Raw genomic sequence first — 13,913 nt, 5'->3', positions numbered from 1 at the left:
ACGTTGCCCGGCCAGTCGTAGTTGTCGAGCAGCTCCATGGCCTCGCCGCTGATCCGCATGGCGCGGCCGCCGCTGGTGCGCGCCAGGAAGTGCTCGGCCAGCGACGCGATGTCTTCCGGCCGCTCGCGCAACGGCGGCAGGGGGATGGTGAAGTTGTTGATGCGGAACAGCAGGTCGCTGCGGAACTTGCCCTCGGCAACGTACCGGTCGAGGTCGCGGTTGGTCGCGGCGATGAAGCGCACGTCCACGCTGACCTTCTTGGTGCCGCCGACGCGGAAGAAGGTCTGCGTTTCGAGCACGCGCAGCAGCTTGGCCTGCAAGGTCAGGTTCATCTCGCCGATCTCATCAAGGAAGAGCGTGCCGCCGTGCGCCAGCTCCAGCAGCCCCAGCTTGCGCTGCCGCGCGCCGGTGAACGCGCCTGATTCGTAGCCGAACAGCTCGGACTCCAGCAGCGTCTCCTGTATGGCGGCGCAGCTGATGTCGATGAACGGCCCGTTGTGGCGCGGCGAAAAGGTGTGCACCGTGTTGGCGACGATCTCTTTGCCCGTGCCCGACTCGCCCGTCACCAGCACGAAGGCGTTCGACGCCGCCACCTTGCGCACCACGGACATGATGTCGATCATCTTCTCGCTCTTGACGATGATGTCGGGCGCTTTCTCTTTGTAGGTGAGGCGCGATTGCAGGATGAGGTTCTCGCGGCGCAACTGGCGCTTCTCGTAAGCCTTGTTGATGATGGCCTCGAGCTCGCGGATGTGGCAGGGCTTGGTCAGGTAGTCGTAAGCGCCCAGCTTCATGGCTTGCAGCGCCGTCTCGACCGTGGCGTGGCCGGTCATCATCAAGACCTCGGGCGGCTGCTCCTGCTGGCGCAGCTCGCGCAGGACTTCGAGGCCGCTGCGTCCCGGCATCATGATGTCGAGAAGCGCCACGTCGAACTCGGCGTCGCGCGCGGCGCGCAACGCGGCTTCGGCGTCGTGCACCAGCGTGACCTGATGCCCGAAGCGCTCCATCTCTCTTTGCAGCACCATGCTGAGGTTCTTCTCGTCCTCGGCAATTAACAGTCGGATACTCTGGTTTGCGCTCACAGCATTGCCTCCATTACAAGCGTTTCGTCCTGCGCGCCCTGCCTCGAGCGGTCGGCGTCGGCGTACTGATGAATCGGCAGTAACACGCGGAAAGTTGTGCCCTGGCCTTCTGTCGAAGTGACTTCAATACGGCCGCCGTGCTCGCTGACGATGCCGTAGCAGACCGACAGGCCCAGGCCCGTTCCCCGGCCCAGGGGCTTGGTGGTAAAGAAGGGGTCGAAGATCTTTTGCAGGTGCGCGGCGGGAATGCCGCTGCCGGTGTCTGTGAATTCGACGGCGACCGTCGCCGTCGGCTCGTCGGCGCTCCAGTGCGTGCGGATAGTCAGGGTGCCGTCGCCATCCATCGCGTCGAAGGCGTTGGAGATCAGGGCGATGTAGACCTGTTTCATCTGCCCTTCGTTGACCAGCACGGGCGTCAGCGATTGATCGAGCTCGCGGACGACCTTCATCTTGCCGAGCTTCGGGTGATGCTTAACCAGCAACAGCGTCTGCTCGATGATCTGGTTGACGTCGGCGATGTTCTTTTCGGCCTGCCGCTGGTGCGAGAATTCGAGCAGACTGTTGGTGATCGCTTTGCAGCGGAAGGCTTCGTCGCGGATGATTTGCAGATATTCGCTGAAGTCATCGTGGACGGCGGGTTCGGTGATGTCTTCAACGCGCGCCGTCAAGGCTTCAGCGCAAGCGGCAATCGTCGCCAGCGGGTTGTTGATCTCGTGAACGACGCCGGCGGCGAGTCGGCCAATCGAGGCCAGCTTTTCAGCATGGATGACCGCCTCGTTCATCTTTTTCTGTTCGGTGATGTCTTCGCCGACCGTGATGATGTGCGAAACTTCGGCGTTGTCGACGCGCATCGGCACTTTCGAAATCTTCCAGACCTTGCGCTCGCCCTCGAACCAGGACTCCTGCTCGAAGCTGGTAATTCCGCCGGTACGGAAGACGGCGGTAAACTCATCTTCGAGAACGCGGCGCGGCTGGCGCGACAGGACGCGGAAGACGTTCTTGCCAAGCACCTCATCGCGCGAGATGCCGCTGTCGCCAAGCTCGCGGTTGCGGTTCCAGGCGACAATCCGCATATCGCGGTCCACGACGTAAAGCGAGACCGGCAGCGAATCGATGATCTTTTCGGTGAAGCGCTTCTGCTCTTCGGCCTCGCGGGTTCGCTCGGAGACTTCGACGGCAAGGTTGATCGAGGTGTCTTTGGTGCGGCGGTAGAGCTCTGTGTTGCGGATGGCAAGGCTCAACTGCTGGGCCACGGCCACCAGTAGGCGCTGGTCGTCGCCGTTGATGGGACGCGCGGCGGAGCTGGCACAGATCAGCAGGCCGAGGAGCTGATCGTCGAACATGAGCGGTACGCTCATTTCGACAGAGATTTTCGGATCGCGCAGGAAGCGCTCGACGACGCGCACCTCGACGGCGGGCTGTCCGCCGCCATCGGCGTTGTCGAAGTAGCGCTCGACGCGCGCTTCGTCATACCAGTCCTGGCGGTTCTGCTTGTCGCTCTGCGAGCGCGCGTAGATGGCCGAGGCGAACTTCGAATTGGCTGCCGAAGACTTGACGATAACCGCGCAGGCGTCGCAGTCGAGGCTCTTGCCGACGGTGAAGACGGCGTAGCCCATCAGCTCGTCCATCTCCAGCGAAGTCATCAGGTTGTTGCCGAGATTATAGACGAACGATAGCTGCGCGGCGCTCTTCTTGGTTTCGACATAAAGCCGCGCATTTTCAAGCGCCACACTGATCTGATTGCAGACCGTCGCTAACAGCTCGGCGCTCTGTTTGGCAAAACTGCTCTGGCTTTTGGAGAGCAGAAAGATGGCGCCCAGCGGGTTGCCTTTAACGCGGATGGCGCCGCACATCATGGCCTGGACGTCTGAAAGAATCTCGCCCGCCAACCCCTTGCGCGCCGAGCCCGGCAGCGGTTCAAGCACCAGCGGCGTGCCATTCATCAAAGGCGAGGTGCGCGCATGCAGCTCCAATAGACCCATGCGAACCTCGTCGCTCACCTCAAAGCCGGCGGCGGCAGCGATGCTGACGGCAGGCGAATGGTCATTGCGCAGGTAGACGATGCCTGCGTCAAGCCGCATGTGTTTGATCAAGACGGCGAGGGTGTCGCGCAAGAGCTGGTCAGGGTCGAGCGAGGCGGCGAGCACGGACGACACCGCGTTTAAGATGTTTAACTGTTGGAAGCGCTCAAGGCGCTCGCGCTCCATCTGCCAGGCGCGGACGTGAAAGCCGACGCGGCTGAGAAACTCCGCCCGCTGGTAAGGTCTGTGCAGGTAGTCTGTGACGCCGCTGTGCAAAGCGGCGATCTTATCCTGCGGGCGCAAGCTCTTAGAGATGATCAGGATAGGCAATTCGGCAGGGGTCTTGGTGACGCGCACCTGCTCGCAGAAGGCAAGGGCCGCGTGCGCCCAATCGGCTCTCTTCAAGCTTTCGCCGGAATCGTCGGCGGAAGGCCCGAAGGCTGCGCCAATCAGCCGCGGCGCCGAAGGCTCCAGAATCACCAGGGCGACGTCGTTGAGGCTAACTTCGCGGTGGGCAGCATCGAACGAATCAATGGCGCGGGCCGCATAGCCCGAGGCCGCCAGCAGGCGTTCGAGCGCGCGCACCGACTTCGATTCATCACCAAGAATTAGGATGCAACCGGATAACCCAGATGGGCAGGGCATAAGCTAGCCTGCTTTCGAAGCGGGGCGGCGGTAGGCATATAGGGGCTTTGCGAAGCGTCGATAAGACGCCGTCACTTTAAGTCAAAATGAATGAAGTGTCAATAATAAAGTCGAAATGCTTGCGGCTTTTTTTGCAAATTGACCGATGAATGGGACAAGAAAGAAGTGAAAAGTAATGAGTGATGAGTAGGAAGATGGCGGGCCGGACGCTTCGCTCTGCCGACTCATCACTTTCCACTCCTCACTTTTCCCCAAGTTGCTGGCGGGCGAGTTGCGCCTCGTTGCTGCGCGGGTGCCATTTAATGATGGCCTGGAACTCGGCGCGCGCCGCCTCCGTCTGGCCCTGATCCATTAATGCCATGCCTTTCTTCAAGCGCGCCGCCGGCACCTTGTCGCCCTTCGAGAAGAGGTTGATCACCTTGTCGAATTCGGCGATGGCCTCGCCGAGCTGTTTTTTGGCGTAAAAGGCTTCGCCGATCCAGTACTGAGCGTTATCGGCCATCTCGCTGGTCGGATAGGTCTCGACATACTGGCGGAATTCACTAATGGCGAGGTCGTAATTGCCACGCGAGTAATCGCCATAGGCGGCGGCGAAAAGCTGGTCGGGGTTGCCCGGCGTGATCTGCGTCATGGTCGGCAGCTTCGGCAGGTTTTCGACCAGCCGCTTCAATTCGGCCATCTGCTCGGAGAGCCGCTCGATGCGCTGGTTGGTGGCGCTCAACTGTTCGCCGAGCGAGTTAGTTTGATTGATGGCCGAAACGCTGCCTTCGGCGACGCGGCTTTGCGCCTGGCGGATGGCGTTGACGTTATCAACGATCTGGTTGATCAGCGCATTCATCTGTCCGCCGCTGCGATCCATCGAAGCCTGCATGTCGCGCACCTGGCGTCCGAGCACGACGACCTCGTTCTTCAACTCATCAAGCGCCAGCTTGATCTGCGCGTCGCGATCTTTCTGGTCGCCGCTCGGTGCGGCAGTAGCCGGCACCGTCATCGCCGCGAGCAGTATGACGATTGCAATCCTTGATACCATAAATGCCTCTGAAAATCAGTGTGGCGCGAGCCGTTCGCTTGCGCCACGGGTAGCGCCGGAAGAGAGGCAGGCGACGCCCGCCCCTATACGAATGACAATCCCTTTGCTAAGGGTTGCGCGGCGGGGTGCCGCCGCTGACGTAAATGAAATCATCGCGGCGGTCATGCGCCCAAGACGGCACGCTTGAAGGCGAGCCTTCGCTTCCACCCGAGGCGCGTTCTTCGCCGTAGCTGACGGTCTGAATGCGCGAGGCATCAACGCCGAGCGACACGAGGAATTCCTTGGCCGCCTGGGCGCGCCGCTCGCCGAGGCCGATGTTGTATTCTTCAGTGCCGCGCGGGTCGCAGTTGCCTTCGATGCGGAAGGCGACCGAGCGGAAAGGGCTCTGGGTCAGCCACGCCGCCGCGCGCCGCAAGCGGTCTTGCGATTCGGGCTTGATGTCCGCCGAATCATAGTCGAAGAAGATCGCCTGCACCTGCTGGCCGAAGAGCGTGGCGATGGCCGGGCTGGTGTTGACCGGATTGGTGCGCGGACGCGAATCCGAAGGCGGCTCTTCGGTGACGGTCAGCCGTGCGGACGCCGTATCGGTGCCGCCTACGCCGGTTGCCGTCGCCGTGTAGGTCGTAGATTGCGAGGGGCTGACGACGCGCGAGCCTGTGCTTGGCACCGTCCCGAGCTCGCTGATGGCGACGCGGTCGGCGTTGTTCGAATTCCAGTGCAGCGTCGTGCTCTGACCGCGCGTGATGGCGTCCTGGTCGAGCGAGATGCGCACGGTCGGCGCCGCCGGACGGGCCGAGACCTCGACGACTTTGCTATCGCGGGCTTCCTTGCTGCCGCGCTTGGCGACGGCGGTGAAGGTCGTCGTGTTGTCGGGCGTGTAGACTTTCGAGCCGACCTTGTCGACCTGTTGGCCGTTGAGGGTCACCTGCTTGGCGTCTTTCGATTGCCAGGTGACGCGAACGTCTTCGCCCTGTTGCAAGCGGTCGCGTGAGACCTGTACCTGCACCTTCGGCTTCGCGCAGCCGACAACCAGCGCCAGAATGACTGCAATGAGTGTAACCGTGAGGATTCGTGAAATCCTGAGTGCCATGTCAAGACTCCTTTCTTTTCCGAGTGATAAGTAACAAGTGACGAGTGACAAGGGGACACGCCCGTTCGTCGTGCCGCTGTTGTCGCCCGTTGTCTTTATCTTGTCACTTGTCACTCGTCACTTGTCACTTACTTTGCCCAGGTAGGCAGGCGGCCACCGCCGTGGCTCACCTGCCGCTGATTGCTGCCGTCAACGTGCATCTGCCAAACTTCCCAGCGACCTGTGCGGTTCGACTGATAAGCCAGGTGGCGACTGTCGGGCGCCCAGGTGGGGCTTTCGTTGCGGCCTTGCGAGGTCAGTTGCAAAAGTTGCCCCGATGCGACATCCGCAATGAATATCTGAAAGCTGCCGGCGCCGCCGTAGGTGAAAGCGATGTAGCGGCCATCGGGCGACCACGACGGCGAATCGGCATGGCCGCCGCGAGAAATCAGCGGGCGCTGATTGGCGCCGCTGGCGTCCATGACGTAGACCTGCGGCGAGCCGCCGCGGCTGGAAATGTAAGCGATCTCGCGCCCGGTCTTGGGGTTCCAGCGCGGCGAGATGTTGATGCCTTTAGCCGTGCGCGTCAAGCGCCGCGGGTTCGAGCCATCGAGGTTTGAAACGTAAATCTCCATCGAGCCGTCGTTGCTGATGGCCGAGCTGAAAGCGAGTTGGCCGTTCGGCGAGATGGCCGGCGATGTGGTCGTCGCGTTGAAGTGCGTGCCGCCGACCAGGCCGCCGTCCGCCGTCCGCACGACGATGTTGGGCACGCCGCTCTTATAACTGACATAGGCGAGATAGCGCCCGTCGGGTGAGAATTGCGGGAAGCGCAATATCGGGCCGTCGGTCGCGACGGTGCGGGCATTGAAGCCGTCGTAATCCGCGGCGCGGATCGCCTCGCCGCCGACGTAGGCAAGCTTCGAGGTGGCGATGCCGTCGCGGCCCGTGAGCAGCTTGACGATCTCGTCGGCAAATTCGTGGGCGATGCGGCGCACGTCGCCGCTGTGGCGCGAAGCGATGAGCTGTTGCCGTGTCTTGACGTCGTAGAGATAACAATCGGCGGACAGGCCACCGGCGCTCTGTAGATTGCCGAAGGCGACATAATCGGCTTTTGTCGGATCAGCCGACCACTCTTCAAACTTGAGCGAGGCCGGGTCGGGCACCAGCGACTTCGGGTTGAGGCTCTTGCCGACGATGCCGGCGACGGCGGCGAAGTCCAGGTCGTTCTTGAGGACTTCGTTAAAGGTCGCCGCCGCGGCCTCTGTGCCGGCAGCGCGGGCGACGAAGTCTGCGAGCGCCAGGTTCGGGCCATTGCCCGGTGTGACGATGATGTTGCCGAGTTGATTGCGCAGCGTCTCCTGCTGCGGCGGGACTTCCTGCTGGCCATAGCTCGAAGTGGTCGCGAGCAGTGTGAGCGCGAGCAGGATGGCGATGGCGATGGGGGGTCGAGTTTGCATAATCAGAGAACCGGTGCGCTCGGCGGCGCGCCTACAGCATATCATTTCGGGTAACGGAAAATAAGATTGACTTCAAAAGTGCCGGCCTCGGGCTTGAACCAAGAGGGCACAGGCGGCAGCGGGTCGGAGGCAATGATCGCACGCTCGGCGGCGTAATTGACCTGCCCCATCTGCGCCCGCTGGCGAATGCTCGACGGATTGACGCGGCCATTCACGACGTCGAGAATGCGGCCATCGCGGCTGATGCGAATAGAAATGATGACGGTTTGCACGGCTGGCGCATCGGCCTGCGGCGGGTTGTAATTGCGGCTGAAGATGGCTTGAATGCGCCCCCCGTATTCAGTGCCTCCCGACAGACCTGCGCCGCTGCCGCTGCCCGAGCCGATGGCGACGCCGCCCCTCATTGTCGGCGTCGGCGTGCCATAGGTTCGACCGACCTGCGGCGTCGTCGGATCGGTCTTGCCGCGCTCTTCTTTGCCGGTAAAGATGCGCTCCGTCTGATTGACCACAGGCTTGTCGGTCTTCAGCGATTTGGGATCGAGCGGTTCTTTGTCCGTGCGCGGGACGACGTCTTCGGTTTCCTCGTCGCGCGGCTTGTGCTCGACGTTGGCGTTGTTGACGGCGTTGTCGCGGTCGCCGATTTGCGAGATGGGTTGAGGCTTGGCGAATCCGAGAATCGCCGAAGGGTCGCTGACGCCGACATCAATCGCGCCGCCGCCGCCTTCGCCGCCCTCGCCCGGCCCGGCGGCGACGATTTCGGTGGTCATCCAGCGCGAAGTGGCAAGCAAGAGCGCGATTATGATGGCACCGTGCAGGGCAAGGGAGATGGCGACGCCGAGGCGCGGCGTCATGCCGTTTTCCGATTCAATGCGTTGTCGTCTCGCGCTCACTTCTTCTTCACCGTCGGCTCTGTGACCAGACTCACTTCGGCGCCGGCTTGTTTGGCGAGGTCCAGGACGTAAGCGACGATGCGATAGGCGGTGTCGCCATCGGCGCGGACATAGACTTTGCGCTCGCCGGCCTCGCCGAGCTTTTCCGTGAGAAGCGCCGGCAGGTCGTTGACGTTGACTTGCTTGGCTTCGCTTTGGGTGCTGAGGTAGATGTTGCCGTCTTTATCAATGCTGACGACGACCGATTTGAGCTTCGGCTGTTCGGCGCGGCTCTCGCGGGTTTTCGGCAGGTTGACGTCGATGCCGGTTTGCAGAATCGGCGCGGTGACCATGAAGATCACCAACAGCACGAGCATCACGTCAACCAGGGGCGTGACGTTAATCTCGGAGAGCGATGTCTGCGTGCGTCCTCGATTGTCAGTAAAAGCCATTCTGCTCTGATCGTCTGCTGCCTTACAGCTTCGCTTTAGCGTAATGGCGCTCGACCAGGTTCAGCAGTTCCAGCGAGAAGCGGTCGAGCGTCGCCGTCAGGGTTTTGACGCGGTTGAGAAACTGATTGTAAAAGATCGCCGCCGGCACCGCCGCGGCAATGCCGGCGGCAGTCGCGATCAGCGCTTCGGCGATGCCCGGAGCGACGGCCTGTATCGAAGAGCCCGCCGCCGTGCTGAGTCCCTGAAACGCGATGATGATGCCGACGACCGTGCCGAACAGTCCGATGAACGGCGAGGCGTTTGCGGTTGTCGCCAGCCAGCTTAAACTGCGTTCCATGCGGCTAACCTGGGCGATGGTCTCCGATTGCAGCACACGGCTCAGCGCATCGAGGCTGCGCACCTGGCCGCCGGCCTCGTCCAACTGGCCGGTAATCTCGTCGTAACCGGCAAGGAAGACGCGGGCGATGGGGCTTTCGTTTTTCTCGGCTTCGCCATAAAGGTCCGAAAGTTTAGCGCCGCCACGAAAGCGCGACAGAAAACTCCCTGTCGCCTGCTCGGCGCGCCGCAACCACAGCCATTTGGTGATGATGATTGCCCAGGAATAGACCGAGAAAATCACGAGGAGGATAAGGACCGCTTTGGCGATGGGGCTGGCGCGCAGGAGCAACTCAACCAGAGAACTGCGGGGCGTCGGCGCGGATTGCAGCAACGAAAAGAGAAATCCTCCCGGTATCGTCAATGCTCGTTCTCCTTGTAATCAACTGCCATATCATTCTAGTGCGCGGCTCTCGCGAGTGTCAAACTTCAGCCCTTTGGTGATTGGCGTTAATCGTTCGCTTGACGAACGCGCCACGGTCAATGATAGTGATTCGCCGTGGGCCAATCGAACCGCCAACGCAGATTGCCGCGCCCGCTGTCGCTGGTCACGGGCCTGACCTACCTCTTCCTCTACGCGCCCATCCTCGTCCTCGTCGGGCTCTCTTTCAACAGCTCGCGCTTCAGCACCGTCTGGCGCGGCTTCACCTGGAAGTGGTATCAGCTCGCCTGGCAGGACGCCGGGCTGATCGCGGCGCTGCGAATGAGCCTGATTGTTGGGCTAATAACGACGCTGCTGGCAACAATCATCGGCAGCGCGGCGGCGCTCGCCCTGGCGCGTTACCGCGTGCGCTTGCGGCGCGCCACAGAGGCGCTGGCCGTGCTGCCGGTAATCATCCCCGAAATTGTCATTGGCTTTTCGACCGCCGCGCTGTTCGGGGCAATCGGTTGGGCGTTCGGCGTCAGCACGATTGTGGCGGCGCACGTCGCGTTTTCAATCTCGTACGTGATCTTCATTGTGCGGGCGCGCGCCGCGGGATTGGATGCGACGCTCGAAGAAGCGGCGATGGACCTGGGTGCGACGCCCTGGCAAACCTTTACGAAGGTCACATTGCCGCTGTTGCTGCCGGCCATCGTATCAGCCGCACTGTTGGTCTTCACGCTCTCGCTTGATGATTTTGTGATCACCAGTTTCGTCGCAGGGCCGGGGGCAGCGACCTTGCCGCTGAAGATTTATTCGATGGTCAAGACCGGCGTGACGCCGGAGATCAATGCCATCTCAACTGTCTTACTGGCGGTGACGGTCTTGCTGGTAGTGATTTCCGACCGGCTGGCGGCGGGCCGAAAAACGCGCTGGACGGTGGCCTCTGGCGCCGTCGCGGCGCTGTTGCTGGTCGTCTTCGCGCTCGGCGGTCAGGGTCACAATGCCAGGGGCGGCGAGCTGAACATCTACATCTGGTCGAACTACCTGCCCGACAATGTGATTGCCGAGTTTGAGCGTCGCTATGATGCGAAGATCAACGTCGAGCTTTACGATTCCAACGAGGCGCTGCTCGCCAAGCTGCAATCGGGCGGCGCGACTTTCGACATTGTCGTGCCGAGCGATTACATGGTGACGATTCTGAAAGGGCAGGGCTTGATCGAAGAGATTGATCGGGACCCGCTGACCAACTTTTCAAACCTCGACCCGCAGTTTGTTGGCCTGGCTTATGACCCGGCGAATCAATTCTCCATCCCTTATATGTGGGGGACGACCGGGATCGCCTATCGGAAGGATAAAGTCGCCGGGCCGATAGAGAGCTGGTCGGCGCTATGGGACGCGGGTTACAAAGACCGGCTAGCGATGCTCGATGACGTCCGCGAAACCTTCGGCGCGGCTTTGAAGTCAATGGGGAAATCGCTCAACGACACAGAGCCGCAAGACCTCGCCGCGGCGGCGGATTTGCTGATCCGGCAGAAGCCATTGTTGAAAGCCTATGACAGCGGCGGCTTCGATCAACTGCTGTTGTCGGGCGACGTGTGGGTCGCGCAAGCCTACAGCGGGCAGATCGCCAAGGCGATGGCCGAAAATAGTAACATCGGCTACGTCATTCCCAAGGAAGGCTGCACGATGTTTGTGGACAATCTCTGCATACCGCGCGCCGCAAAGAACCGGGCGCTGGCGGCCGCCTTTATCAACTTCGTGATGGAGGCGAAGACGGCAGCCGACATTGCAAACGGGACGGGGTACTCATCGCCGAACCTGGCGGCACGGGCTTACATTCGGCCCGAGCTATTAACGAATGAAGCGGCCTACCCGCCGCGCGAGTCTCTTGGGCGCTGTGAATTGATCCAGGAAATCGGCGCGGCCATAACAACTTTTGACCGCTACTGGACGGAGATCAAATCAAGGTGAATCGAGCGAATCGCACCCACAGCAAGTACCGGCAGGGGGTTGCGCGGCGATCAACCTCCGTCTGATAACGTCGGCTGTATTGCTGCGGGTCCTCTGATTCTTGCTGCTGATTCTTGATGATTCTTGTTGAGACTGGTAGTTAAACGTAGTTAAACCGCGACGAGTAGTTAAACTGCCGGGCCAGGGTGGCGGCAGTCAGGTCGCGCAGCCAGGTCGCGCAGCCGGCGCGGCTTGGTTGAAGCCTAATTGCGGAGTTTCGACATCAGGTCGTCATCTTTTTCAAGACGGCGCAGCGGCGTTGAGCGCTCGCGGTTGATGCGCCCTGTGCCCTGGCGCAACAAGGCTTCGTCGAGCGTGCCGGTCGGCAGGGGAGGAAGGGGTGAGTTGCGCTCGGCGAGTTTTAACTCGGCAGCCGCCTCCAGGCTGACGGGTCGCGTGTTTGCCGGCGCGGCCACCCCGTTGCGGTTGGCTTCCTGGGGCAAGCGCTGACTCGATTTTGGAGGCGCAAGCCCGGCAGACCCCGAGGCCGCGCTGAGGTTGCCGGTCGCGCGTGGCTGTAGGTTGGGGTCGAGGAGTTTCTGACCGACTTTCGCGTCAATGATGCTGCCGACGCTGCGGAAGAGCTTGATGATGCCGGCCAGCGCAAAAATCAGGGCCAGCGCCATCAGGTAGTTATTCAGTGGCAGGCCGACCGTCTTGTTGAGGATGTAGGGCAGCAGGGCGGCAACCAGTAAGGCCGTGCCGACAGAGATGCCGTGAATGCCTTCGCTGACCTGCTTGCGGGCGCGCTTGAATTCGCGGTCGCGCAGCGGATCGGTAACCATGACCTCGCCGTTGAGCGCCTGCGTCACGACGTTGAGATTCATTCCGCAGGTCTTGCAGAATTTTGCCCCTTCAACAGCTTGAGTCGCGCAAGTCGGGCAGTACATGAGTTCTCTGTCTCCGGTGATTCGTCTGCGGGGGCCGCAGGCGGACGACCGGCTCGCGCCGTCGCCAAATAGTCGTAGTGGTTAAATCAGGACAACGGAAGTGGGTAATCGGACCATAGCGATCACCGACTTCGGCAGGGGGCAACAGGGGCGAGTATAGCATAGATGGTTGACGGTCTCTATAGTTCATCGCTACACTCAAATGCAAAATCTTAAGGGCACAAGTTGGAGGTTTCTTTGCTGAAGCGGAAGTTTGCAGTTGTGGGGTCGTTGGTTCTCAGTCTGTTCGTATCCGGCTCATTGCGAGCCGCAGAGAAGCCTTCAGGGCAGGGGAGTCAGCCCGCGCAGTCATCGCCATTCGTCCTCCCGATTGCCAAACGGGATTCCTTGCTCAACGGGCTTCAATTGATCGTTATTGAGCAGCCCGGCAGCGGCAGTGTGACCTTGCGCATGCGAATTAACAGCGGCGGCCTGTTCGATCTGGCCGGAAAGGCCGGGCTCGCAGACATTACGGCGGGAATGTTGCTGCGCGGCGGCGGCGGCCTGGCGGCGAAAAACGTCAGCGAGACGGTCGAGCAGCTCGGCCTCACCGTCAGGGTGACGGTCGGCTGGGATAACACGGATATTGTAATCAGCGGCCCGCCCAATGACCTCGACGGCATGTTCGACCTGTTAAGTCGCTTGCTGGTCGCGCCGGCGTTCGATCAAAAAGAGCTTGATGCCTTGAAGGCTCAGCGTGTCAATGCGGTCAAGGAGGAAGCGGCTGATCGAAACGAATGGCTGCGGCGCAAGGCGCTCGAAGCGGTTTATGGCAGCCACCCGTATGGGCGACCGCTTGCCGGCACCGCCGAGTCGCTGGCGCAGATCGGGCGGGCTGACCTGCTCAACTTCTACTCGCGCTTTTACATCGCCAACAACGCCCAGCTGCTGGTCGAAGGCGATGCCGCCGCCGAACAGGTGACGCGGCTGGCGCGCGCACGTCTTGGGGCCTGGAAGAAGGGCGATGTGGTGCCGCCGAATTTTCGCCGCTCGGAAGCGGCGGGCGCGAATCGCGTCCTGCTGGCTGATCGCCCGGAAGCCGCCGAAGGCCATGCGTTAATGACATTGACGGGCGTATCGCGCCGCGCCGCGGATTACTTCGCCGCGATGATGGCGGTTGACATCTTCAATCAGCTTCTGGCGCAGGCCAACCTCGGCGCCACGGCGAAGGCAGAGGCCCGCGTGCTCGCAGGGCCGCTGATCGTCGAAGTCAATGGGCCTGCCGACAAGCTGATTGAAAACGTTAAAAGCGTGACCCAACTGATGGCGCGCCTGCAAGCGGCGCCGCCGTCGCTCGAACAGGTTGAGGCGGCGAAGTCTCGAATGATCGCGGCGATGGGCGAGCGCCTGCGCAACAACGCCGCGCTCGGTGACGTCATTCTCGACATCGAAAGCTACGGGCTGGGGCGCGACTATCTACTGCGTTACGCCGAGAGGGTTAATGCGGTGACGGCGGCTGACATCCAGGCGGCGGCGCGCGAATACCTCAAGCCAGCCGGTCTGGTCGTCGCCATCAGTGGCCCTGCGGCGCGCCTCGAGGCCGATGCGAAGCAACTCGGCACGGTGACGTTGCTGCGTTGACCTTGCAGGAGGCGATCTCTGTTGTCATT

Annotated in this window: 11 protein-coding genes; 2 read left to right on the top strand and 9 right to left on the bottom strand. The window is 61.6% G+C overall.

Features of this window, described 5'->3' with window-relative positions:
• The 8 genes from VJ464_05030 to VJ464_04995 all read right to left on the bottom strand — a co-directional run.
• On the bottom strand, positions 1-1,082 hold a 1,082-nt coding region (locus VJ464_05030), incomplete at its 3' end, for a sigma-54 dependent transcriptional regulator (GenBank protein ID HKQ04470.1).
• Complete coding sequence (locus VJ464_05025) at positions 1,079-3,748, bottom strand: ATP-binding protein (GenBank protein HKQ04469.1); 2,670 nt, start codon at positions 3,746-3,748, stop codon at positions 1,079-1,081. The genes VJ464_05025 and VJ464_05030, both read right to left, overlap by 4 nt.
• A gap of 241 nt (positions 3,749-3,989) precedes the next feature.
• Positions 3,990-4,778: a tol-pal system protein YbgF gene (gene ybgF, locus VJ464_05020; protein ID HKQ04468.1), complete on the bottom strand. Its 789-nt coding sequence runs from the start codon at positions 4,776-4,778 to the stop codon at positions 3,990-3,992.
• A 106-nt stretch (positions 4,779-4,884) separates the two neighbouring features.
• Positions 4,885-5,868 carry an OmpA family protein gene (locus VJ464_05015; GenBank protein ID HKQ04467.1) on the bottom strand — a complete coding sequence of 328 codons (984 nt, stop codon included), beginning with the start codon at positions 5,866-5,868 and terminating at the stop codon, positions 4,885-4,887.
• A 128-nt stretch (positions 5,869-5,996) separates the two neighbouring features.
• Positions 5,997-7,304 carry a translocation protein TolB gene (locus tag VJ464_05010; protein ID HKQ04466.1) on the bottom strand — a complete coding sequence of 436 codons (1,308 nt, stop codon included), beginning with the start codon at positions 7,302-7,304 and terminating at the stop codon, positions 5,997-5,999.
• Between the two features lie 41 nt (positions 7,305-7,345).
• Positions 7,346-8,194 (bottom strand): TonB C-terminal domain-containing protein, encoded by an 849-nt coding sequence (locus VJ464_05005; protein HKQ04465.1) that lies wholly within the window; start codon positions 8,192-8,194, stop codon positions 7,346-7,348.
• Positions 8,191-8,625 carry a biopolymer transporter ExbD gene (locus VJ464_05000; GenBank protein HKQ04464.1) on the bottom strand — a complete coding sequence of 145 codons (435 nt, stop codon included), beginning with the start codon at positions 8,623-8,625 and terminating at the stop codon, positions 8,191-8,193. Before VJ464_05000 ends, VJ464_05005 begins: the two co-directional genes overlap by 4 nt.
• A gap of 22 nt (positions 8,626-8,647) precedes the next feature.
• Positions 8,648-9,364: a MotA/TolQ/ExbB proton channel family protein gene (locus tag VJ464_04995; GenBank protein ID HKQ04463.1), complete on the bottom strand. Its 717-nt coding sequence runs from the start codon at positions 9,362-9,364 to the stop codon at positions 8,648-8,650.
• 135 nt (positions 9,365-9,499) lie between these two features.
• Between VJ464_04995 and VJ464_04990 the strand changes: the two genes are divergently transcribed.
• Positions 9,500-11,335: an extracellular solute-binding protein gene (locus VJ464_04990; protein ID HKQ04462.1), complete on the top strand. Its 1,836-nt coding sequence runs from the start codon at positions 9,500-9,502 to the stop codon at positions 11,333-11,335.
• Between the two features lie 242 nt (positions 11,336-11,577).
• On the opposite strand, the gene VJ464_04985 is transcribed toward VJ464_04990, so the two are convergent.
• On the bottom strand, positions 11,578-12,201 hold the full coding sequence (locus VJ464_04985) for a hypothetical protein (protein ID HKQ04461.1): 624 nt from the start codon (positions 12,199-12,201) through the stop codon (positions 11,578-11,580).
• A 324-nt stretch (positions 12,202-12,525) separates the two neighbouring features.
• Between VJ464_04985 and VJ464_04980 the strand changes: the two genes are divergently transcribed.
• Positions 12,526-13,884: a pitrilysin family protein gene (locus VJ464_04980; protein ID HKQ04460.1), complete on the top strand. Its 1,359-nt coding sequence runs from the start codon at positions 12,526-12,528 to the stop codon at positions 13,882-13,884.
• Positions 13,885-13,913: the final 29 nt, after the last annotated feature.

This window comes from Blastocatellia bacterium (assembly GCA_035275065.1).
Classification (GTDB): domain Bacteria; phylum Acidobacteriota; class Blastocatellia; order UBA7656; family UBA7656; genus DATENM01.
The sequence above is the reverse complement of the archived record's forward strand: the minus strand, read 5'-3'. Positions and strand labels throughout refer to the sequence as shown.